Origin of the sequence: Pseudomonas sp. PDM05 (assembly GCF_014851685.1) — a bacterium.
In the GTDB taxonomy this organism is placed as follows: Bacteria; Pseudomonadota; Gammaproteobacteria; order Pseudomonadales; family Pseudomonadaceae; genus Aquipseudomonas.
Genome location: NZ_JACVAC010000012.1, coordinates 18,004 through 40,015, shown reverse-complemented (window position 1 = coordinate 40,015; position 22,012 = coordinate 18,004). Strand labels below are relative to the sequence as shown.

At 63.0% G+C, this 22,012-nt stretch carries 23 protein-coding genes; 8 read left to right on the top strand and 15 right to left on the bottom strand.

Features of this window, described 5'->3' with window-relative positions; translation table 11 throughout:
- Positions 1 to 2 precede the first annotated feature (2 nt).
- Positions 3 to 488, top strand: a complete 486-nt coding sequence (locus IB241_RS21260) for a prepilin peptidase (protein WP_192300177.1) — start codon at positions 3 to 5, stop codon at positions 486 to 488.
- 116 nt (positions 489 to 604) lie between these two features.
- The gene (locus tag IB241_RS21255) at positions 605 to 1,384 is read left to right on the top strand and encodes a response regulator transcription factor (protein ID WP_192300176.1); all 780 of its coding nucleotides are present in this window, start codon (positions 605 to 607) and stop codon (positions 1,382 to 1,384) included.
- On the opposite strand, the gene IB241_RS21250 is transcribed toward IB241_RS21255, so the two are convergent.
- Genes IB241_RS21250 through cpaB form a run of 8 tightly spaced genes read right to left on the bottom strand, consistent with a single transcriptional unit; the run spans position 1,381 to position 8,822 of the window.
- The gene (locus IB241_RS21250; protein ID WP_192300175.1) at positions 1,381 to 1,656 is read right to left on the bottom strand and encodes a DUF3613 domain-containing protein; all 276 of its coding nucleotides are present in this window, start codon (positions 1,654 to 1,656) and stop codon (positions 1,381 to 1,383) included. The two genes, IB241_RS21255 and IB241_RS21250, sit on opposite strands and share 4 nt — an antisense overlap.
- Positions 1,657 to 1,676: 20 nt before the next feature.
- A complete protein-coding gene (locus IB241_RS21245; protein ID WP_192300174.1) occupies positions 1,677 to 2,390 on the bottom strand; it encodes a tetratricopeptide repeat protein in 714 nt (237 codons plus the stop codon).
- A gap of 11 nt (positions 2,391 to 2,401) precedes the next feature.
- Complete coding sequence (locus tag IB241_RS21240; RefSeq protein WP_192300173.1) at positions 2,402 to 3,286, bottom strand: type II secretion system F family protein; 885 nt, start codon at positions 3,284 to 3,286, stop codon at positions 2,402 to 2,404.
- Position 3,287: 1 nt separating this feature from the next.
- Positions 3,288 to 4,172 carry a type II secretion system F family protein gene (locus IB241_RS21235; protein WP_192300172.1) on the bottom strand — a complete coding sequence of 295 codons (885 nt, stop codon included), beginning with the start codon at positions 4,170 to 4,172 and terminating at the stop codon, positions 3,288 to 3,290.
- A gap of 12 nt (positions 4,173 to 4,184) precedes the next feature.
- A complete protein-coding gene (locus IB241_RS21230) occupies positions 4,185 to 5,459 on the bottom strand; it encodes a CpaF family protein (protein ID WP_192300171.1) in 1,275 nt (424 codons plus the stop codon).
- Positions 5,456 to 6,646, bottom strand: a complete 1,191-nt coding sequence (locus tag IB241_RS21225; RefSeq protein WP_192300170.1) for a pilus assembly protein — start codon at positions 6,644 to 6,646, stop codon at positions 5,456 to 5,458. Before IB241_RS21225 ends, IB241_RS21230 begins: the two co-directional genes overlap by 4 nt.
- Positions 6,643 to 7,860 (bottom strand): type II and III secretion system protein family protein, encoded by a 1,218-nt coding sequence (locus IB241_RS21220; RefSeq protein WP_192300169.1) that lies wholly within the window; start codon positions 7,858 to 7,860, stop codon positions 6,643 to 6,645. Before IB241_RS21220 ends, IB241_RS21225 begins: the two co-directional genes overlap by 4 nt.
- Before the next feature lie 20 nt (positions 7,861 to 7,880).
- Complete coding sequence (cpaB, locus tag IB241_RS21215; protein ID WP_192300168.1) at positions 7,881 to 8,822, bottom strand: Flp pilus assembly protein CpaB; 942 nt, start codon at positions 8,820 to 8,822, stop codon at positions 7,881 to 7,883.
- 314 nt (positions 8,823 to 9,136) lie between these two features.
- Here cpaB and IB241_RS21210 point away from each other — a divergent pair, with 314 nt between their 5' ends.
- The 3 genes from IB241_RS21210 to IB241_RS21200 are packed head-to-tail and all read left to right on the top strand — an operon-like array spanning position 9,137 to position 10,044.
- The gene (locus IB241_RS21210; RefSeq protein ID WP_412547883.1) at positions 9,137 to 9,337 is read left to right on the top strand and encodes a Flp family type IVb pilin; all 201 of its coding nucleotides are present in this window, start codon (positions 9,137 to 9,139) and stop codon (positions 9,335 to 9,337) included.
- A 46-nt stretch (positions 9,338 to 9,383) separates the two neighbouring features.
- Positions 9,384 to 9,581, top strand: a complete 198-nt coding sequence (locus IB241_RS21205; protein ID WP_192300167.1) for a Flp family type IVb pilin — start codon at positions 9,384 to 9,386, stop codon at positions 9,579 to 9,581.
- A 55-nt stretch (positions 9,582 to 9,636) separates the two neighbouring features.
- On the top strand, positions 9,637 to 10,044 hold the full coding sequence (locus IB241_RS21200) for a response regulator (protein WP_192300166.1): 408 nt from the start codon (positions 9,637 to 9,639) through the stop codon (positions 10,042 to 10,044).
- Positions 10,045 to 10,096: 52 nt separating this feature from the next.
- Here IB241_RS21200 and IB241_RS21195 read toward each other — a convergent pair whose 3' ends face one another.
- The 4 genes from IB241_RS21195 to IB241_RS21180 form a co-directional block, all read right to left on the bottom strand.
- Complete coding sequence (locus tag IB241_RS21195; RefSeq protein ID WP_192300165.1) at positions 10,097 to 11,782, bottom strand: ShlB/FhaC/HecB family hemolysin secretion/activation protein; 1,686 nt, start codon at positions 11,780 to 11,782, stop codon at positions 10,097 to 10,099.
- Positions 11,783 to 11,956: 174 nt separating this feature from the next.
- Positions 11,957 to 13,522, bottom strand: coding sequence for a collagen-like triple helix repeat-containing protein (locus IB241_RS21190; RefSeq protein WP_192300164.1), 1,566 nt, complete (start codon positions 13,520 to 13,522; stop codon positions 11,957 to 11,959).
- Between the two features lie 291 nt (positions 13,523 to 13,813).
- Positions 13,814 to 14,662: a MaoC family dehydratase gene (locus tag IB241_RS21185; protein ID WP_192300163.1), complete on the bottom strand. Its 849-nt coding sequence runs from the start codon at positions 14,660 to 14,662 to the stop codon at positions 13,814 to 13,816.
- A gap of 2 nt (positions 14,663 to 14,664) precedes the next feature.
- Positions 14,665 to 16,008: a 3-oxoacyl-ACP reductase gene (locus IB241_RS21180; protein ID WP_192300162.1), complete on the bottom strand. Its 1,344-nt coding sequence runs from the start codon at positions 16,006 to 16,008 to the stop codon at positions 14,665 to 14,667.
- A 116-nt stretch (positions 16,009 to 16,124) separates the two neighbouring features.
- Here IB241_RS21180 and IB241_RS21175 point away from each other — a divergent pair, with 116 nt between their 5' ends.
- The gene (locus IB241_RS21175; protein WP_192300161.1) at positions 16,125 to 17,402 is read left to right on the top strand and encodes an acetyl-CoA C-acetyltransferase; all 1,278 of its coding nucleotides are present in this window, start codon (positions 16,125 to 16,127) and stop codon (positions 17,400 to 17,402) included.
- A 124-nt stretch (positions 17,403 to 17,526) separates the two neighbouring features.
- Positions 17,527 to 18,426: a PA4780 family RIO1-like protein kinase gene (locus tag IB241_RS21170; protein ID WP_014716761.1), complete on the top strand. Its 900-nt coding sequence runs from the start codon at positions 17,527 to 17,529 to the stop codon at positions 18,424 to 18,426.
- Positions 18,427 to 18,588: 162 nt separating this feature from the next.
- Here the strand turns inward: IB241_RS21170 and cueR are convergent, their stop codons facing one another.
- The 3 genes from cueR to IB241_RS21155 all read right to left on the bottom strand — a co-directional run bounded on the left by cueR (position 18,589) and on the right by IB241_RS21155 (position 21,635).
- Positions 18,589 to 18,990, bottom strand: coding sequence for a Cu(I)-responsive transcriptional regulator (cueR, locus tag IB241_RS21165; RefSeq protein WP_192300160.1), 402 nt, complete (start codon positions 18,988 to 18,990; stop codon positions 18,589 to 18,591).
- Complete coding sequence (locus tag IB241_RS21160) at positions 18,987 to 21,188, bottom strand: heavy metal translocating P-type ATPase (RefSeq protein ID WP_192300159.1); 2,202 nt, start codon at positions 21,186 to 21,188, stop codon at positions 18,987 to 18,989. Before IB241_RS21160 ends, cueR begins: the two co-directional genes overlap by 4 nt.
- Positions 21,189 to 21,254: 66 nt before the next feature.
- A complete protein-coding gene (locus tag IB241_RS21155) occupies positions 21,255 to 21,635 on the bottom strand; it encodes a hypothetical protein (protein ID WP_192300158.1) in 381 nt (126 codons plus the stop codon).
- 147 nt (positions 21,636 to 21,782) lie between these two features.
- Between IB241_RS21155 and IB241_RS21150 the strand changes: the two genes are divergently transcribed.
- Positions 21,783 to 21,974 (top strand): heavy-metal-associated domain-containing protein, encoded by a 192-nt coding sequence (locus IB241_RS21150; RefSeq protein ID WP_192300157.1) that lies wholly within the window; start codon positions 21,783 to 21,785, stop codon positions 21,972 to 21,974.
- The last annotated feature ends 38 nt before the right edge of the window (positions 21,975 to 22,012 follow it).

The window sequence follows — 22,012 nt, the reverse complement described above, 5'->3', positions numbered from 1 at the left end:
ACGTGATTCACAGCCTCATCGTGTTTGCTTGGCTGGCGCTGTGCGCCGTGCAAGATACCCGTCAACGCCAGATCGCCAACCGCCTGACCCTCGGCGGTTTCGTGCTGGCACTGGTTTACCTGGTGTGGAGCGGTTCCACCTGGCTGGGCGCGACGCCGGCCGAGGGCGCCTGGGCATTTGCCCTTGCCGTGGTGTTCACCTTGCCCGGTTATGCCCTGGGGCGTCTTGGCGCTGCGGATGTAAAACTGCTGGCGGCCCTGGGCCTGGCGAGCAATTGCACGTACTTGCTCGGCACGTTTGTCGGTGCCGGCCTGGCCAGCGCGGTGTGGCTGCTGCTGGCGCCAAAATTGTGGCCGCTGATGAATCAAGGGCTTAGAAATGCCCTTGAGTACCTCGGCCCGCACCAGTCAAAAAAACAGCCATTCGCGCCGTTTTTGTTGGTCGGATTTACCCTCGCCTGGCTTTGGAACCCACTGATCGCAACGTAGCGTAGCTCTATGTACATAGTCGGAAAGTGCGTCTACGTTTATAGCCAGGATGTGCGAAATAGACGCGGTTGTACCGTTTTGAACCGATTTTTGCTTGGCCAGGCATGGAGTAGAGCGTGAACAAGCTTATCTCTCAGATGAAAGTCCTCGTGGTCGACGATCAGCCCTTGATCGTGGAAGAGTTGTGCGAATACCTCGAAAGCAGCGGTTACCGTTGCGTGCCTTGCGATTCAAGCCGGCAGGCCATCGCGCGGTTCCGTGAAGACGCTGAAATCGCCCTGGTGCTGTGCGACCTGCACATGCCGGAAATGGATGGCATCGAGCTGGTCCAGGAGCTGCAACGCCTTGCCGGCAAACGCCGCGCCTTCGAGGCGATCATGCTGACCGGGCGTGCCGACAAACAGGACGTGATCAAGGCGCTGCGGGCGGGCATCGCCGATTACTATCAGAAGCCGATCAACCTCGAAGAACTGCTTGAAGGCCTGCAACGCCAGGAGGCCGCGTTGCATGAGCGCCAGAAGGATCTGGAACTGGGGCAGTTGAATCAGAAATTGCAGTTCCTGTCCGCGTCGATCGACGACCTTTACCACGACCTCGACAAGGTGCGCAGCGGCCCGCAACCTGCTACTGATGACGCCCTGGGCGACGACGTCGAAGGCGCCGAAATGCCGGTGATCTTCAAGCAACTGTCGCCGCGCCAATTGGATGTGGCGCGCCTGGTCGGCAAGGGCCAGACCAACTACCAGATCGCCTGCGAACTGGGCATCACCGAAAACACGGTGAAGCTCTACGTGTCCCAGGTGCTGCGCCTGACCCACATGCACAACCGCACGCAACTGGCGCTCGCGCTGTCACCCGCCAGCGCGTCGATCCGCCAGCGCGTGAGCGCCCACTAGTTACTGCTGCCACTCTTCGCGGCGCCACCCTGCTTCTGGTCGTAGTACTCGGGAATGGGGTGCTTGTAGCTTTCGATCAAGCGTTGCATGGCCTGCTCGCGTTCCGCCGGGGAGGCTTTTTGCGCTGTGGACGAAGCCAATTGCCCGGTGACCTGCATCTGCAGCCAGCCTTCGGTCTGCTGTTGATAAGGCGATGACGGGCCGGGCTCGATGGCCAGTGCGCTCAGGGGCAGGGTGGCCAGCAGCAGGTGGGCGAACGGTTTGAGTGTCATCTGAATACTCCCTCGGATACTTATTTGACGGGCACTTGCCGTGCGTCGCTGACGGTTGCCACTTGCTCCCTGGCGCGGGGCGCCGAGCGCTTGAGTTGTTCGGCGCGGAGCTGGGCCTGGGTGAATTGCTCGGGGCTCAAGCCAAAGCGGCTGACCAACTGCGACGCCTGCGTCCAGTTGTCCTGATAGATCAGCAGGGTGACCAGATTGACCGCCGCCAGTGAGCTGCTCTGGTTGAGTTCCATGGCGGTGAGGAATTCGAAGCGCGCGTCCTCCAGGCGCAACTGGTTGAGGTAGACCACGCCGAGGTCATTGCGGATTTTCTCGTCGATGGGCGACAACCTGGCTGCCCGCTGCAAATGCTCCATGGCCTGGCCGTTATCCCCCTTGGCCACCGCCAGTTGGCCCAGCCCGTGCTCGCCCTCGGCCGCCAGGCACGTGCCGAGCAGGCCGCGATATAACCCTTCGGCCTCGCTGCGTCCCAGCAAGCGGTAGACCTTGGCTTTGCGCAGGCGCACCTGCGGCAGGTTGTCCGACAGGTTCTGCAGATTGGCCAGGCTGGCGTGTAGCTTGCCGTCGTTGGCCATGTCGTCGGCGAGGTTCAGCGACAGCTCCTGGTCGGCGTTGGGCTTGGTGCAACTGCCGGTGCCGGCGAACCCGGCCCAGGGAGCCTGGCCCATGTTCGCGCAACCACTGATCAGTAGCAGGCTGCAGGCGGCAAACAGTAATTTCATGGTGCGTCCTCTCAAGTGCCGATGGCCTTGGATATGGCAATAAACCCCGGGCCGGCCAGTACGATCAGCAGCGCGGGAAACAGAAAAACCATCATCACCACCGACATCTTGGCCGACATCTTGGAAATGAATTCCTGCATGCGCGTCAGGCGCCGGTCATCGAGCAGTTGCTTGAGGGCCTGCAACGATTTCATCGCACCGCCGCCCTGATACAGCAGCTGTTGCAGGATGGTGCAGGTGTCGGTGAACTCATCCACGCTGAGCATCAGACTGGTTTTGCTCAGTTCTTCGCCCAGCTCCAGGCCCGAGTCCACCCGTGCCAGCACCAGGCGCAACTCGGCGGTCAGCACCGGCATCAACGTCTGGGAGTCGTTGGACATGACCCGCAAGGTTTGCTCCACCGCCATGCCGGACTCGAACAGGATGCGCAGCAGTGGGATAAAGGTCGAAATCTCCTGGGCGATCTGCTCCTGGCGCCGTTTGGCGACGGAGGCCAGCACACGTTTGGGCAGCAGGTAACCGACGGCAAACCCGAGAAACGGCACCGGCCAGACATGGGCGACGTCCGGGAAAAACAGGCTTTGCACCAGGATCGTCAGGCCCAGCAACAGAATCGGCGCGCCCACCTGGCAGGCGGCGAACATCGAGCGCTGGCTGGCCTTTCTCCAGCCGATGCGGTTGAGCAGGGTCTGGGTTTCGTTGTCCAGGCTGATGGTGCGCTGGCCGATGCGCGTATTGCCCAACTGACGCAGCAACTGGCCCATCTTGTCATCGCGTACGGTGTTGCCCTGTAGCCGCTGGCTGACCAGCCGCTGCTGGCGACGATGGGCGAGCAGGTTGATGACCAGCAGCGCGAGTGCCGCGAAAAACAGGGCGATGCTGATCATCACGGCCATCTCAGACGCTCCTCAGCATGCGCCACAGCGCCACGCACCCGATGACCTGCATGCTGAAGGCGCCGATCAGCAACCATTGGCCGCTGTCATCGGCCCACATGCCCACCAGATACGTCGGGTTGGTCAGCAGGAAATAGCTCGCCACGCTGACCGGCAACAACGCCAGGACCACCGCGGTGACCCGGGTTTCGCCGGTCATTGCGCGCAGTTGGCGCGCACCCTGGTCGCGCTCGCGGATCATCTTGATCAGGTTTTCCAGCAGCTCGCTGGCGTTGCCGCCATACCGATGGTTGACCTTCAAACCGAGGGCAAACAGGCGCAATTCATCCTGTTCATACAGCTCGGCGAAATCGTGGGTGGCCTCCGGCAGGCTGACGCCCAGCAGCACATTGCGCTTGATGCGGCCCATGGCGGTGCGCAGTGGGTCGTCGCTGGCGTCGATAGCGTTGAGCACCGCATCGGCCAGGGTGCGCCCGGATTTGAGACTGCGCACCGCGTGATCGAGCAACTGCGGCAGTTGTTCGATCATGCGCTGCAAGCGCCGTTGATAGCGCAGTGAGATGTAGAAGCGCAGGATCAGCGGCGGCCCCAGTAGCATCACCAGCAATCCCAGCCATTCGAAGGCGAGCAAGCCCAGCACTACGCCCAGCGCCCACAGGCTCAGCCACAGCCCCAGGCGTTCGGTCGGCTTGCCCAGGCCGGCACGCATAAAGGCGCGCTCCAGGCTGTTGAGCAGTGGGTTGCTTTCCTGGGCTTGCGGCTGCCCGTGGGCCAGGCGCTCCAATACGCGGTCGGTCTGGGCCTGACGTACCCCGCGGCGCATCAACTGCACACCGAGCAACAACATGGCCAGGGAGGTCAGCGCGAGCAGTATCGGACCAAGCATGGGGCACGCCTCCTAGTGCGGCAGGTGGCTCTCGCGGCGCAGCTTGTCGCCGGCGGGGTGGATGGCCTCGCGCAAGAATCCGTAGCCGGTGCGCTTGTCGAGGCGGAACAAGGTATTGGTGACGTAGATGTCATCGCGCACGCCGACCACTTCCACCACTTCGGTGACGCAGCGGCGGCCGTCGGGCAGGCGTGACAATTGGATGATCACGTCGAGTGCCGCGCAGATCATCTGGCGCAGGGTTTTTTCCGCGATCAGGCGCCCGGTCAGGCCCACCAGCGTCTCCAGGCGCAGCAGCGCGTCCTGGGCATTGTTGGCGTGCACGGTGCTCATCGAGCCGTCGTGGCCGGTGTTCATTGCGGTGAGCACATCGAGCACTTCGACGCCACGGATCTCGCCAAGGATGATGCGGTCCGGGCGCATCCGCAGGGCGTTGCGGATCAGGTCGCTGGCCTTTACTTCGCCGTGGCCTTCGGCATTCGGCGGGCGGGTTTCCAGGCGTACCACGTGGGGGTGGCCCAGTTGCAGTTCAGCCACGTCTTCGATGGTGACCAGCCGTTCATGGGGGTTGATCAGTTGGCTGAGGATGTTCAGCAAGGTGGTCTTGCCGGTGCCGGTACCGCCACTGATCAGGATGTTGCAGCGCTTGCCCACCGCGCCCTGGAAGAACTCGAAAATCGGCTGGTCGATGGTTTGCATCGCCACCAGGTCGCTGCTTTTGAGCATGTCCTTGCGGAATTTCCGGATCGACAGGCACGGCCCATCCAGGGCAATCGGCGGGATGATCGCGTTGACCCGGCTGCCGTCGGGCAGCCGCGCATCGACCATCGGCGAGGACTCATCCAGGCGCCGCCCCAACGGCGCGAGGATGCGCTGCATGACGCGTTCCACGTGATGGTCATCGATAAACCGCAGGTCACTCTGGTGCAGCAACCCCTCGCGCTCAACGAACACCCGATGGGGGCCGTTGACCAGGATTTCAGTGACAGAGGCATCGCGCAGCAGCACTTCCAGGGGGCCGAAGCCGGTGAGTTCGTCGACGATCTCTTCGGCCAGGCGTTCCATCTCGTAGCGGGAAATCGCCAGGTGCATGCGGGTGATGTATTCGCTGACCTTGTCGATCACAAACTGCGCGAGGGACTGGCGTGTGCCTTCCAGCAGGTTGCGCCCCGACTCCTCGATGGCATCGATGATGTAGCGGTGCAGTACCAGCTTGAGGCCGTCATGGTCGGTGTTGCCGACGGCGCTGCGCCCGCCCGGCCCGCCGAACAGTTTGTCGCCGCTCATTTGGTGCTCCAAAGACGGGTCAGCCAGTTGGCGGTGGGTTTCTCAAGGCCTTCGGAGCGCTTGGCCAAGCGCTCGCCGAGGTTGCGCAAGCCTTGGGTCAACGGTTCGCGCGGGGCCAGGGTGAACAGGCTTTGGCCCTGATTCTTGGCGTTGAGGCGGATGTCTGCACTCAGCGGCAATATGGCCATCACCTCCAGGCCGAAGGTTTTGCCCAAGGCTTCGGCCTCGGGCGCGGCGCCTTTGATGTAGCGGTCGATCAGCAGCCGCCCGTGTTCGAGTTTCATGCCCTTTTCGCGCCAGCGATTGAGCACCGCCAGGTTGCGACGGCAGTCGAGCACACTCTGGTCGGTGCACCACAAGAGCTTGTCGCAGTGGCTGACAACGGTGCGCAGGGCGTCGCTGTCCGGCTGCCCAGTGAGGTTCACCACGATGTGCTGGAAGTGTTGGCGCAGGGCGCTGAGCAGCATGTACAACTCGGCGGCACTGGTTTGTTCCAAGGGATCGTCGCCGTCGGTGTAGGCGAGGATCCGCAACCCATCCTCGGCCTGGGTAAAGGCGCTGTTGATCAGCGTGGCGTCGAGGCGGCGCAGGTGGCGCAGGGCATCGCCAAAGTGGAACGAGCTTTCCAGGCCGAGCAACGCCAGGCTGTCGCCCCGTGGCAGGCCCAGGTCGAGCACCAGGGTTTGCTGGCCACTTTTCTGCACCACGTGGGCCAGGTGGTCGGCCAGCATGGCGCCGTCGGTGCCGCACTGGGTGCCGTACAGCACGGTCAGGCCGCCCAGGTGGCTGGTGTGGGCCACGGCGGGCAGGCGTTTGCCCAGGCGCCGGACCAGCCCCGCCACTTCGCTGGAGCGCGAGCCGTAGGCGACAAAGTCCCGGGCCCCGGCGCGCATGGCGTTCAGCACCAGTTGGTTGTCCATGCCGTCGCCCAGGGCCACGATGGCCAGCATGGGCTTGGCCTCCAGGGCGCCTTCGATCAAAGCGCACTGGTTGCTGACGTTTTCCCGGTCCAGGCCGATGAACACCAGGTTGGCGAAGGTCACGTCTACCAACGCCAGCAATTCGTCGAGGCTGCCGCTGCCGGCGCTGACCACTTGGCCGAGGGGCGCGAGGGCACCCTGCAGCCATTCCAGGTCGGTGCTGTTGCGGGTGATTGCAAGGAAGGTCTGGCTCAGGCTTTCACTCATTGGGACAGTCCCGTGCGTCGGTCGAAATTACCGTTTTCGAGGAAGAACAGGCGATACCAGTTCGGGTCATAGCTGCGCAGTTTTTCCCCAGGCAGCGAAGGCAGTTGCGCGTTGGCGGCCAGGGGTTGGACCAGGTGCGGGGTGACAATCATCAGCAGCTCTTTTTCTTCGCGGCTGATGTTGGAGTCACGGAAAAATGCACCCAGGATCGGGATGTCACCCAGGCCGGGAAACTTGGCGATGGTCGAACGGTTGTTGGTGCTGATCAGCCCGCTGATCACGAAGCTTTCGCCATCGGCCAAGGACACGCTGGTGTCGGTGCGGCGCACGGTAAGCGCGGGCACCTGGATGCCCTGGATCGCGATGGCGTTGCTGTAGTCCAGTTCGCTGACTTCTGGCGCCACCTTGAGGGTGATGCGGTTGCGGTCGATCACCGTGGGGGTGAGGGTCAAGCGGATGCCGAATTCCTTGTACTCGATGGAGATGCTGTCGCTGCCGGAACTGGGTACCGGAATCGGCACTTCGCCGCCGGCCAGGAAGGTCGCGCTCTGGCCGCTCAGGGCCACCAGGCTGGGGCGTGCGAGGGTGTAGGCGAAGCCGCTGCTTTCCAGGGCATTGATCATCGCCTTGACTCGACCCCCGCCGAAGCCGACGTTGAAATTGTCGGTACTCACCGGCAGTTTGAACACGCTCTCCGAGGGCGAGACGATGCTCGGGCTGCTGACGAAGAAGTTGGTGCCGATCCCCAGGAACTTGGTGCTCGCCTCCTTGAGCTTGGTGCGGCTGACTTCAACGAAGCGGATGTCGGTCTGCACCTGGCTGGGCAGCGAAGGGTCATCCGATGGCGACAGCGACAGGCTGGTCAACGCCGAAGTGGCCTTGCCTTTGACGAACACCATGGTCTGGCGCGGGTTGGGCGAGCAGGCGGTCCAGATCATCAGGGTGGTGGCGCCGGGTGCGACGCCGGTGAGCAGGAAGGCCTGGTTGCCGTTGACGTGTACGTCGGCGATTTTCGGATCGCCGACGGCCAGCCGGGTAATGGCGACCGGCGACTGTATGGCCTGTTGCAGCCCTTCACCCACCTCCAGCGTGGCGGGCAACTGTCCCAGGCTGGCGCAGTTGGCGGAAGCCGCCTGGGCGGCCGCGACGGGCAGGCTGAGGGTGATGACGGCCCAGAACACTCGCGAAAACTTCGGCATGGAACGACTGCTCATTCAAGACATCCTTAGCGCTATCAGGGCGTTTGTTGAGTGATCTGGTTGCCGCGTATGACTTCGACCCCAGAGCGCCGCGGGGCGCCCGTGGTGGCGGGCCGGTTGAAGTTGCCGAGGGGCGGCGTGGTGAGCGCCAGTTGGTTGAATTGGTAGAGATCGCGCTTGGCGCTGTCGAGGTTGGCCATGGCGTCGGTGCCGCCGCTCCAGTAGTGGCTCAGGCGCTGCTCGTCGGCGCTGCGTACGGCCAGGCGCAGGTTGCCGGCTTGTATGGCCAGGACCAGGCGGGTCATCAACTGTTCAGGCACCGCCAGCAACACCGTGCGCGCACTGGCGCGGTTTTGTTGTTGCCTGGCCTTGTCTTCCTGGGTGACGGGTACCGGGGAGCCGGGTTTGCCGTCGTTGGTCAGCCCCAGCTGATCACCCACGCCCAGCAGGCGCAGGGCCGGGATGATGGTTTGTGCGGAGGGTTGCGGGTTGCCGTTTTCCTGGCGCAGATAGAGCATCACGTCAACGTAGTCACCCGGGTTGAGTTGGCCGCCGGCGCCGGTCACTTCATCCACGGCGACCGCCAGTGCGCGCTCATCGGGGCGGATCATGCGGGACAGGTTGCCGCCGGCGCTGAAGCTCTCTTCGGTCAGCCAGGTGCCGGCTTCCAGGGCGCGCCATGGGGCGCGGCCGACGGCTTGGTCCAGGCGGGTCAGGCTGCCGGCGGGCACGGTCTTGAGTTTTTCCACGCTCAGGTCGGCGGCGGTCAGCGCGACGAAGGGCGGCACGTCATGGATCAGTACGACCACGGGTAGGCGGGTCGGGTCTTCGACGGGAGCCACGGGGGCGTTGTTAATGACAGGTGGCGCGACGGCGGTGATGGGCTCCGGCCGGCTCAGGACGAGGCCCCAATACCCGGCGATCAGCGCGCCGAGCAGCAATATCACGGCCAGAATCATGCTGATACGACTGCTCATAAAGGCTCTCCCTTTCCTGCTGCCGGGCCTGCCATCGGGTCCGTCCAGCGACTACGCAATCAGTGCATTCTGGGCTTCTGACTATTTCGCTATTTGAAGGTAGTAGAGCTAGGACAAAACGCCATTAATCCGTCTGAATATTATGCGTCGCCACACAAATACAGGGGGGTTGGCGCCATGAAACTGACTAATACTTTGTGATTAGTCGCTTGTTACAGTTGTTGGGAGTGGATTTGCCGACAATGCTCTTGTGGCATAGCAAGATCATGTTGCAAGCCCGCTACATCGCGCTTCCTGCGCAAAGGAGAAGTCATATGTTCAATATGTTCCTTGACGGTATTCGCAAGGTGTTCATCAAAATCCAGATCCTGTCGTATGGCAGGGAAGGGGCTTCCGGTATTGAATATGCGATTGTTGCAGCGATGTGTGCGGCGGTCATCGGGGCGTTCATGTCGCCGATCAGCACCAAGGTGAAGGCTATCTTTACTTCCATACAAACCGGGATCGGTACTTGATGTTTTAATGCGTTGCGTTCTCCTCTTTAGTTTGACGGAGCTCTATATGCACATCGAAGACAGCATTCGCAGCGCGTACGTGAAAGTGCAAGTAATGGTGAGCGCCAGGGACGGCGCCTCCGGCATCGAGTACGCCATTGTGGCGGCGATGTGCGCGGCGGTGATCGGTATTTTCATGACCCCGATCAGCGACCGTGTGAAGGTATTGTTCAACCTGATCGAAACGAGCCTGCTGTCGACTTGATCATTTTATTGACGCGACTAACCTGAGTACATTCTTAGTGTCAGAATCTTTTTCCATGAGCCTCCCTGCCTCGTCTTCCCGGCAACAAATCCTCTTGGTGGACGACGAAGAAGACGCCCTGATCGAACTCGCCGAATCCCTCGCAAATGAGGGATTTGTCTGTTTCACCGCCACCTCCGTGACCTTCGCGCTACAGGAATTGACCCTCAACCCCGACATCGCGCTGATCATCACCGACCTGCGCATGCCCGAGGAAAGTGGCATCTCTCTGATCAAGCGCCTGCGCGAACACACCGACCGCCAGCACCTGCCGGTGATCGTGATGTCGGGTCATGCCGAGATGGATGACGTCAGCGACATGCTGCGCCTGCAAGTGCTGGATCTGTTTCGCAAGCCGATCTATCTGGTGCGCTTGATCGATACCCTCAACAATCTGTTTCCTCTCCAGAAACGCCATCTCTGACCTCAATGGCGAGGCAACAAGCGCCCTCGCCACAGGTTTGCAACCCTGCCGTTCAGAGTTGATAGCTGAAGCTCAAGGTATAGCGCGGCCGCCGATCAAAGCTGTCCAGCGCGACGTCCGACATCGGCTTGGCCGCTTCCAGCGCAATGTTGTAGTACTTGCTGTCGCCAAAGCGCAGGCCGACGGCCGCCGAGGACAGGTTATTGCCCTTGACCGGCACTTCGTTGAACCACGTCTTGGCGCGGTCGAACACCACGTAGGGTTGCAGGATGCGCACCCAGTCGCCGGCGCGGTTGTAGCTGTAGTTGACCTCGTAGGCCACGCCCCAGCCCTTGTCGCCGGAACCCTGGTCATCCGGGTAGCCTCGGCCGAAATTCTGCCCGCCGAACGTGGCGCGTTCGCTGTCGGGCAGGGTGTCGTCGCTCCAGTAGAACGCCCCCGACAGCACGCCCTGGAAGTTGCTGGCGAACAGCTTGTTGCTTTGCACGCCGGACAGGCGCAGGCGGAAGAAGTCGAGGTCGGGTTTTAGCCCTTGCAGATCGCTGCGGGTCTTGGCGCCCATGCCGTTGATGCCTTGGTACAAACCGGCGCTGAGGATGCGCAGTTGGTCGCTGTCGGCCTTGCGCCAGTCGCCTTCGAAGGCCAGGGCGCGCAGGTCTGTTTCGACATCGAAGCGATTGGGGAAACCCACCAGTTGATAGCGGGTTTTCTGGTCGACGCCGTACAAGCGTGTACCCAGGCTCAACGACTCGGTCGGCGAGGCGATCAGCGGGTGGCTCAAACCAATGGAAAATCGGTCGATGGCCTGGTGCGGCTTGAGCTCGAAACCGCCGCCCAGTTGCAAATGGGTGCCTGGGTCGGCGCGGTAGCGTTCCCCCGAAAGTGCCAGTTGGGTGCCCTCGGCGTTGATGAATTGGCTGTAGGCGGCGCGGTAGTAGTGTTCCTTGTCGTCGCCCGGCGGGAACAGGCCACTGACGGTCAACTGCTCGCCCATGGACGTCTGGGAGTTGCTGGTAGCGCTGAGCAGCGCTTGCAGGCCGCCACGGCTGGCCTGGTTGAGGCTCATGCTGGTGGTGAACGGCTTGCGGCTGGCGGTGATCTGCATGCGGGTGCCGCCGTCGGTGGTGCCCGGTGGCGGCACTTGCGCCTGGAGCGTCACGCCTGGTATCGCGCCCATCAGCGTGGTGTAACGCTCGAACGTCTTGCGTGTGAGGGGGCGTTCGGCCTTGAGTTTGTCCGCGAGTTTGGCGACGTAGGCCGACACCGAGCCGATGTCGCCCTGCACGTGGTAATCGCGGATATAGCCCTCCACCAGCACGACGTGCACCAGGCCGCCTTCGAAATGTTGTTCCGGCAGGAACGCGTAGGACAGCAAGTAGCCATCCGCCTGGTAGCGCCGGGTGATGCTGCGGGTGGCTTCGATCAGGTGGGCCAGGTCTGTTTCGTGGCCAATCAGCGGCTCGAACGCCTGGGCCAGTTCCTTGAGCGGGTAGACCGTGCCACCGTCGATCTGCAGTTTGCGGATGGTCACTTTGGTGTCCATCAATAAGGGTTTTGCTTCGCTGGCTGCGGGCGTCGGCAACTGGGTCTGCGGGGTGTTCGGTCGATAGGCATCGGCGGGCAGGTTGGGCACGGGCAGGTTGCGGATGGTGTCGTTGCTATTAAGGAAGCTGGGCAGGGTATCGGCGTGGGCGTAGGCACTGAGGGTGAGCAACAACAACGGCGTGAAAGCGCGCATAGGACACTCCATGGTCAAAACTGCTGCAGCGTTTCGCAGATTCCCGCCGGGCTCTGGGGGCGCGGTTCGGGTGCCTTTCATTGGCGCTAAAAAAGACGAGAGACTTACTGGGTCTCTCGTCTCAACCAAGCGTAGGCGCTGTAGGGGAGGCCGTCTAATCGGCCAGGTGCAATTCTATTTCTTGCCAATCAGGCCTCCGAGCAGGCCGCCGTTGCTGCTCGTACCGGCGCTGGCGCTGGCAGATGCGCTGCCGCCCAGGTTCAGGCCGCCACCGAGCAACCCACCGCCGCTGGTGCCACCTGTGACCACGCCACCCACCGAGGCCACGGTGTTGCCGACGGCGTTCACAGTGCCGCCCAAGGCATTGGTGACCGGGTTGGCATTGGTGCCGACGATGGCGCCGCCCAGGTTGCTCACAGCCCCGCCGACGTTGGTGACCAGGCCATTGACCGGAGCGCCGAGCCCAGTGGCGCTACCGACGTTCTGCGTGAGGCTGGTGACGCCGCTGGTGACCGGGTTGAGCGCGCCACCCACGCTGGTGGTGAGTGCCGCCACCGGCGCACCCGCTGCGCTGTTCGGCACGCCACTGCCGCCGAGCAGCGTGCCCAGGGATGCCACGCTGCCGCCTGCGTTGCCGCCCGTGATGCCCGCCGCACTGACCAGGCCATTGGTGTTGCCGGCATTGAGGCCGTTGCCGGCGCCGGCGATCACGCCGCCGATGAGTTCCGGCAGGCCGAGGTTGGTTGTCCCCGTGCCGCCACCCGTGCCGCCGGTTGGGTTGACGTAGCCCCCGGCGCTGGTGACCACGGTACCTGCGCCATTGAGCACGCTGCCCACCGCGCCGGTGACTGGGTTGCCAGTGCCGCCCGCACTGGCGACTTGATTGCCGAGACCGTCGACGGTACTCCCGACTTTATTCAGCAGGCCGCTGACAGGGCTGTTCAGGCCGGTCGCGGTGCCGACTTGGCCGGTGGTTTTTTCCACCAGCGAGACCACGGGCACCAGCACTCTGGCGCCGACGGCGTTGGTGACCGAACCCAGTGGGCCGGTGGTGCTGGCGGTACTCAGGGTGTCGCCGAGCATGGTCACGACGTTGCCGACATTGTCGACTGCGCCGCCGACCGCCGGCGCGACACCGCTGACCACGGGCACGCGCCCGAGCAAGGTGGCAACGTTGGTGCCGGTCGTGCTCACGCCATCACCCAGGTCCGAGACACCGTTGCCGACCCCGGCGAGGGTCGTGCCCAGTGCGTTGCTGTCAGTGCCGAGCGTGCCCAAGCCGTCCGACAAACCGGTGCCGATGCTGCCCACTGCGGTGCCAGTGGCAGTCACCAGGCCGCCGGCGGTAGCGCCGACAATCGGCAGGTTGCCCAGTTGGGTGCCTAGGCTTTCGACCGCGGTGCCGGCACCGGTCACGGTAGTGCCCACGGTGTCGACGACGGTGGCGGTGACCAATGGCGTGGTCGTGCCGCCGGTGCCAGTGCCAGGACCGGTGGTGCCGCCACCTGTGCCTCCTCCAGTACCTCCTCCAGTGCCGCCACCAGTGCCGCCACCTGTTCCACCTCCAGTGCCGCCGCCAGTACCACCGCCGGTGCCACCTGTGCCGGCAGTCGTATCGTCGGTGGAGGACGAGCCGCCGCTGTGATGCCCACCACCGCCGCTGCTGCAACCGCCGAGTGTCAGTGCTACGGCGAGGGCGAGTGCGGTACTTGCTTTCCAAAACACTACTTGAGTTTTCATGATTGAGTTCCTTGCACCTGTACAACCTGAGTTGTCTTCAAACACTCGCTATTTCTTTGGATAGCGATGGGTTTGTCCGTGGAATCATCACAGGCCTGGGGCAACTTTCGCGCAATGCTCAACTTGGTATTAACGATTTATATAGGGAGGGCAAGTCTGTACTTGGCGATTAATACGAAGGGTGTAGGGGGAGGATGTATATATATTAAAAAACATGGGGTTGAATAAATGGGCGGACTTTATGAAGTCCGCTATCACTTAAGGTGTATATATACAATTTATCGGTTTGTTTCAGGCAATGGGTTGCCACTTGCCGAGCATATGCTCAATCTCTTCGCTGCCTTTCAACACCCATTCACCACTGGAACCGGCTGCGCTGGTGAATAACCGCACTTCACTGGGCAAGCGCACCGGTTTTTTGAACTCGACGTGTATTTCGATATTGGCCGCGGGCAGATGCTCACCGAGGGCGGCGAGGGCGTGCGCCTTGTTCCATAGACCGTGGGCAATGGCCTGGGGGAACCCGAACAGCCTGGCGGTCAGGGCGCTGAGGTGGATCGGGTTGTAGTCGCCGGACACCCTGGCATAACGCCGACCGACGTCGGCAGGGGCGGGCCAGCGTGTCAGTTCGCTGACGGGGGGGGGCGTGGGCAGGGCGTCGTCCGCCGCGTTGCCGTCAGTCTTCACGCCTCGGCAGAGCATGCGGCTTTCGGCTTCCCACAGCAGGCCCAGGGCATCTTCGACGGTGGTCACCACGTCAAAGGTCGCACCCTTGGGGTGAGGCTTGAGGTTTTGCGTGTGTACGCTGAGGGTCAGCTCGCTGATGCCGCCCAAGGGCCTGTGGATACGGATGCAGTTGCCCAGGTGAATCAGGCCCAGCAACGGGAAGGGGAACCTTGTGTCGGTGAGCAACTGCATCTGCAGGCCGAACGCCAGGACATGGGGGTACGTCGCCGGCAGGATCGGGCTGTCGGCAAAGCCGCAGACCCTGCGATAGGCCGCCACGTGCGTAGGGTCGACGCTGACCCGGCAGCGCAGCCCCAGGGCGGGCAAGGTGTCGCCGCTGATTTGGCGCTTGAGCGCCGCACGCCAGTACAGCGGTGGCAGAAACGGAGTGCTGCCTAAGGTTTGCCAATCCATGGCTACGCTCCCAGAAGACTTTGCCCGCACACCCGCAGCGCCTGGCCGCTGACCGCGCCGGACCCCGGTTGGCCAAGCCAGGCCACGGCCTCGGCGACGTCTTGCGGCAGGCCGCCCTGGCCCAGCGAATTCATGCGACGCCCGGCCTCACGCAGGCCGAACGGGATATGCGCGGTCATCTGGGTTTCAATGAAGCCCGGCGCCACGGCATTGATGCTGATGCCACGGCCCTTGAGCAGCGGCGCCCAGGCCTGCGCGAGGCCAATCAAGCCGGCCTTGCTCGCGGCGTAGTTGGTTTGCCCACGGTTGCCGGCGATGCCACTGATGGAGGCGAACAGCACCACGCGGGCGTGGTCTTGCAGGGTGCCGCTGTCAATCAGCGCCTTGGTCAGCACTTGCGGGGCATTCAGGTTGACCGCCACCACCGCGTCCCAAAAGTCCGGGGTCATGTTGGCCAAGGTCTTGTCGCGGGTGATACCGGCGTTGTGCACCAGAATGTCGAGGCCGGTGGGCAGTTGCTCGACCAACTGGTCGGCGGCGGCGTCGGCGCAGATGTCCAGCGCGACGCTACGCGCACCCAGGCGTGCGGCCAGAGCGTCGAGGTCGGTCTTGGCCTGGGGCACATCGAGCAGGACCACCTCGGCGCCGTCGCGGGCGAGGGTCTCGGCGATGGCCGCGCCAATGCCTCGGGCGGCTCCGGTGACCAGCGCCGTGCGCCCGGCCAGCGGGCGGGTCCAGTCCTCGACCGGCGTGGCGCAGGCTTCCAGGCGGATCACCTGGCCCGAGATGTATGCGCTTTTGGGTGAGAGGAAGAATCGCAGCGCGCCTTCCAGTTGGTCTTCGGCGCCGTCACCGACGTAAAGCAATTGCAGCACGCCACCGTTGCGCAACTCTTTGGCCAGGGACCGGCTGAAGCCTTCAAGGGCGCGTTGGGCACTGGCCGCGAATGGGTTGAGAAAGCTCTCTGGCGCACGACCGAGGATCACCAGGTGTGCGCTGTTATCGAGGTTTTTCAGCAGTGGCTGGAAGAATTCGCGCAGTTGCTTGAGTTGCTCGGTGTGCTGCAACTCACTGGCGTCGAATACCACGGCCTTGATCTTCGGGCCATGTCCGGGGATCCATGTCGAGGTTTCGGTGCCGTAGGTGTAAATGGCGTCGGTGAGTTTGTGCGCGAATGCCTGCACCTTGTCCACCAACCCGCCACCGCCGAGTAACAAGGCGCCTTCGACCGGGCGCAGACGCCCGGCCTGCCAGCGTTCCAGGCGTACCGGTGACGGCAGGCCAAGGGCGGCGACCAGACGATGGCCGAGGCCTGAATTGGCGAAGTCGATATAACGGTCAGGCATGGAACGCTCTCCAGAAACTGTGGTTCAAAGAAGAGTTGACCATCAAAACGCGCTAGTCGTTCGATCAGCCTAGGCTAGGCTGACGGATTACACCCATTTCCAGCAGGGAGATTTTCATGACTCAATTGCGCCGTGTAGCGATCATTGGCGGTAACCGTATCCCTTTTGCCCGCTCCAATGGTCCCTACGCCACGGCGAGCAATCAGGCGATGCTGACCGCTGCGCTGGAAGGCCTGATCGAGCGTTACAACCTGCACGGTTTGCGTATCGGCGAGGTGGCCGCCGGCGCGGTGCTCAAGCATTCGCGGGACTTCAACCTGACCCGCGAATGCGTGCTCGGCTCGCGCCTGTCGCCGCAAACCCCGGCCTATGACATTCAACAAGCATGCGGCACCGGGCTTGAGGCGGCGTTGCTGGTGGCCAACAAAATCGCCCTGGGCCAGATCGAGTGCGCGATTGCGGGTGGGGTCGACACCACGTCCGACGCGCCCATCGGCGTCAACGAAGGGCTGCGCAAGATTCTGCTGCAAGCCAACCGCAGCAAATCCCTGGCGGACAGGCTTAAAGTGCTGTTGCAACTGCGCCCCCATCACCTCAAGCCGGAACTGCCGCGCAACGGTGAGCCACGCACAGGGTTGTCCATGGGCCAGCATTGCGAACTGATGGCGCAGACCTGGCAGATCCCCCGCGCCGAGCAAGATCAGCTGGCGCTGGAGAGTCACCGGAACATGGCGGCCGCCTACGCCGAAGGCTGGCACAACGATTTGCTCACGCCGTTCCTCGGCCTGACCCGCGATAACAACCTGCGCCCGGATCTGACCCTGGAGAAACTTGCCGCGCTCAAGCCGGCGTTCGAACGCGGCGAAAAAGCCACGCTCACGGCGGGCAACTCCACGCCTCTGACAGATGGTGCCTCATTGGTATTGTTGGGCAGCGAGGCCTGGGCTAAAGAGCGTGGCCTGCCGATCCTCGCGTATTTGCGCGATGGTGAAGCGGCGGCGGTGGATTTCGTCAACGGTGCCGAAGGCCTGTTGATGGCGCCGGTGTATGCGGTGCCGCGTTTGCTGGCGAGGAATGGCCTGACGCTGCAAGACTTCGATTACTACGAGATCCACGAAGCCTTCGCTGCCCAGGTGTTGTGCACGCTCAAGGCGTGGGAGGATGCGCACTACTGCAAGACGCGCCTCGGGCTTGATGCCCCCCTCGGCGCGATCGACCGCAGCCGGCTCAACGTCAAGGGCAGTTCATTGGCGGCCGGGCACCCGTTTGCTGCCACGGGTGGGCGTATCGTCGCCAACCTGGCCAAACTGTTGGACGCGGCGGGCAAGGGGCGTGGGCTGATTTCAATCTGTGCGGCAGGCGGGCAGGGGGTTACGGCGATCATTGAGCGCTGAAACTGGCATATCTGATGCATTCTTAAGTGATCAACGGTCAGTCGCCTCTCCCACCGGCGGGCCGATTGCCGTATAACGAGTGCCATACGCGTATTTGGTAATAAAGGACCCACAATAAAAGCTGATGAAGACTCCTAAACGCATTGAACCCCTGATCGAAGACGGTCTGGTCGACGAAGTGCTGCGCCCACTCATGAGTGGTAAAGAAGCAGCTGTTTATGTGGTGCGCTGCGGCAATGAATTGCGTTGCGCCAAGGTTTACAAGGAGGCGAACAAACGAAGTTTTCGTCAGGCGTCCGAATACCAGGAAGGCCGCAAGGTCCGCAACAGTCGTCAGGCCCGGGCCATGGCCAAGGGCTCCAAATTCGGCAAGAAAGAAACCGAAGATGCCTGGCAGAACGCTGAAGTGGCGGCGTTGTTCCGCCTGGCCGGTGCGGGCGTTCGCGTGCCCCAGCCGTTCGACTTCCTGGAAGGCGTGCTGTTGATGGAACTGGTGGCCGACGAGTACGGCGATGCGGCGCCGCGCCTGAATGACGTGGTGCTGGAGCCGGACCAGGCGCGTGAATACCATGCCTTCCTGATCTCGCAGATCGTGCTGATGCTGTGTACCGGCCTGGTGCACGGTGACTTGTCCGAGTTCAACGTACTGCTCACGCCGACCGGCCCGGTGATCATCGACCTGCCCCAGGCGGTGGATGCGGCGGGCAACAACCACGCGTTCAGCATGCTGGAGCGGGATGTGGGCAACATGGCGTCGTACTTCGGGCGTTTTGCCCCGGAGTTGAAAAAGACCAAATACGCCAAGGAAATGTGGGCGCTTTACGAAGCCGGCACGTTGCACCCGGCCAGTGTGTTGACCGGCGAGTTCGATGAGCCGGAAGAGCTGGCGGACGTGGGCGGTGTAATCCGCGAGATCGAAGCGGCGCGGCTGGATGAAGAGCGTCGGCAGGCGATCCGCGCGGCGGACGATGCACCACCGAGCAAAGTGCCGGACGAGCCACCGCCGCCGCCTTGGATGCAGTGATCTCAAGGCCTGCGTAGATCTAAAAATGTGGGAGCGGGCTTGCTCGCGAATGCGGTGGATCAGTGAATATATCGTTGACTGACACACCGTCTTCGCGAGCAAGCCCGCTCCCACACAAGCCCGCTCCCACATTTGGTTTTGTATGTAGTCAGGTAGATTCCATCAGGTGCAGCAACTGCCCGAAGCCAACTCCTTGAGAATCGGACAGTCCGGCCGATGATCGCCATGGCAGTGCTCCACCAGGTCCTGCAACGTATCGCGCAACTGCCCCAGTTCCATGATCTTCTGATTCAACTCATCAATGTGCTGGCGCGCCAGGGCTTTTACGTCGGCGCTGGCCCGATGCCGGTCCTGCCACAGGGTCAGCAGTTTGCCGACCTCCTCCAAAGAAAACCCCAAGTCCCGCGAGCGTTTGATAAACGCCAGGGTGTGCAGGTCGTCGGCACCGTACACACGGTAGCCGCTGTCGGTGCGGTGGGCGGCCTTGAGCAAGCCGATGGATTCGTAGTAGCGAATCATCTTCGCGCTGAGCCCGCTCTGGCGTGCGGCTTGGCCGATGTTCATGGGCGGTGATCCTCCAGGTCCTTGGGTTTCCAGGTTTTCAGCAGCAGGGCATTACTGACCACGCTGACACTCGACAGCGCCATCGCCGCACCGGCCAACACCGGGTTGAGCAGGCCGAATGCTGCCAGTGGAATGCCGATCAAGTTATACACAAAGGCCCAGAACAGGTTCTGGCGGATTTTTGCGTAGGTCTTGCGGCTGATCTCCAGCGCGGCCGGCACCAGGCGTGGATCACCGCGCATCAAGGTAATGCCGGCCGCGTGCATGGCCACGTCGGTGCCGCCCCCCATAGCGATGCCGATATCGGCGGCGGCGAGGGCCGGGGCGTCGTTGATGCCGTCGCCGACCATGGCCACCACGCCGGTTTTTTTCAATTCGGTGACGGTGGCGGCTTTGTCGGCGGGCAGCACCTCGGCGTGCACGTCGTCGATGCCCAGCGCCTCGGCCACCACGCGCGCACTGCCGCGGTTGTCGCCGGTGAGCAGGTGGCTGCTGATGTGTTGCGCCTTGAGTTGGTGGACTGCTTCCAGTGCGCCGGGCTTGAGCGTGTCGCCAAAGGCGAACAGCCCCAGCACCCGCGGTTGCGCGCCTTGCTCGATAAGCCAGGACAGGGTGCGGCCTTCGGCCTCCCAGGCCTTGGCGGACTCGGCCAGGTCACCGGCGTTCAAGCCGCTTTCTTCGAGCAGGCGGCGGTTGCCCAGGGCCAACTGCCGACCATCGAGGGTACCGGCGATGCCGCGCCCGGTCAGGGATTGGCTGGCGCTCACGTCGGCCACCACCAGGCCTTGTTCGTTGCAGGCGTCCAGCACGGCCTTGGCCAGCGGGTGTTCACTGCCACGTTGCAGCGCCCCGGCCTGTTGCAGCAGCAGGGCTTCGTTGCCATCCACGGCGCTCAGATGCGCGATTTTTGGCGTGCCGGAGGTGAGGGTGCCGGTCTTGTCGAAGACCACGGCGCTGACTGCATGGGCGCGCTCCAGGGCTTCGGCGTCCTTGATCAGGATGCCATGGCGCGCAGCCACGCCGGTGCCGGCCATGATTGCGGTGGGTGTAGCCAGGCCCAGGGCGCACGGGCAGGCAATCACCAGCACGGCGACCGCGTTGATGATCGCGGTTTCCAGCGATGCGCCGTACAGCCACCAGCCCACCAACGTGACCAACGCCAGCACCAGCACGGCGGGCACGAACACTTGGCTGACTTTATCCACCAGTTTCTGGATCGGCGCCTTGGCGGCCTGGGCGTCTTCCACCAGGCGGATGATCCGCGCCAACACGCTTTCGGCGCCCAGGGCGGTGGTGCGCACCAGCAGGCGGCCTTCGCCGTTGATGGCGCCGCCGGTAACGCTGTCCCCTGGCTGCTTCGGCACCGGCAGGCTTTCGCCGCTGATCAGCGCTTCGTCGGCATGGCTCTGGCCTTCCACCACTTCACCGTCCACCGGGAAGCGTTCGCCGGGCTTGACCAACACCAGGTCATTGAGCGCCAGCGCGTTGATGGCGACGTCTTCTTCACGCCCGCCATTGACCCGAATCGCCCGCTCCGGGCGCAAGGCTTCAAGGGCGCGGATGGCGCTGGCGGTCTGACGCTTGGCGCGGCTTTCGAGGTATTTGCCCAGCAGCACCAGGGCGATCACCACCGCCGAGGCTTCGAAATACAGGTGCGGCGCCATGCCGGGGTGGGCGCTGAGCCATTCATAGATGCTCAGGCCGTAACCGGCGCTGGTGCCGATGGCCACGAGCAAATCCATATTGCCAGCACCGGCGCGCACGGCTTTCCACGCAGCGATATAGAAGCGTGCGCCAAAGATGAATTGCACCGGGGTGGCCAGGGCGAACTGCACCCAGGCGGGCAGCATCCAGTGCAGGCCGAAGGGTTCCACCAGCATCGGCAGTACCAGCGGCAGCGCCAGGGCAATCGCCAGCAGCAGCGACAGGCGTTCGCGCTGCAGGCGCTGGGCCTGATCGACTTCGGTAGCGGTTTCACTCTGCGGCAGGGTGGCGGTGTAGCCGGCCTTGTCGACGGCGGCAATCAACACACCAGGGTCCATCTGGCCCGCCACTACGACGTGGGCACGCTCGTTGGCCAGGTTGACGCTGACGCTTTGCACCCCCGGCACCTTGCCCAGCGCGCGCTCGACGCGGCCGGCACAGCTGGCGCAGGTCATGCCGCTGATCGGCAGGTCAAAGGTGGTGGTTCCATTCATGGGGCAGTCCTCCAGGAGAAGTGGCCCCTAGCATCAACCTTGACCTGTGGGGAAGGTCAAGGCCGTTTAATAGTCCAGCGCAGCGGCTTTGAGATACATGCCGTCCGGACCCTGGGCAATGCGCAGTTTGCGCACGTCGCCAACCTTCAACGTGATGTTCTGTGCTGGCGGCGCGAGCAGGCCCGGCTGGCAGCCCGGTGCCTGGCCCGGCAGCAACTTGAGGCGCAACGACAGGTTGCCCGCCGGCAGGTTGAACGAGGTGGACTGTTCCTGGAACAGCCGCCCGGCCAACTGATCATTCAGGTACAGGCCGATCTCGCAGTTGGTCGACACTTCCAGGCGTTCCCGGGAAATGATCAACACCGCATAGTCTTCTGCGGCACTGGCCAGCGGCGCAGCGGCAGACAAGCTCATCAGGCCGGCAAGGGCAAAAAACGACCAGCGCATGGCGAATGCTCCGTGGGTTGAATCAAAGATGGGTGAAGCTTGGCCGACAGCGCGGGCGAATACCAGCCCGGCGGATATTTTCTGAGCTTGACCTTGCCATGATGGCAAGGTCGAGACTGCCTCCACCCTCAATACAGGAGTCATGTCATGCAAGTATTCAGCGTTGAAGGAATGACCTGCGGCCATTGCGTCAAATCGGTGACCCAGGCAGTGCACAACCAGGACCCGAGCGCCGAAGTGAAGGTGGACCTCGCCGCGAAGCAAGTCAGCGTGCAAAGCCAACTGAGCGCGCAGCAAATCGCCGACGCGATTCGGGAAGAAGGCTACAGCGTCGTCTGATTTTTAATAGTTAGCGAGCTAACGTAATGTTCAAGGCA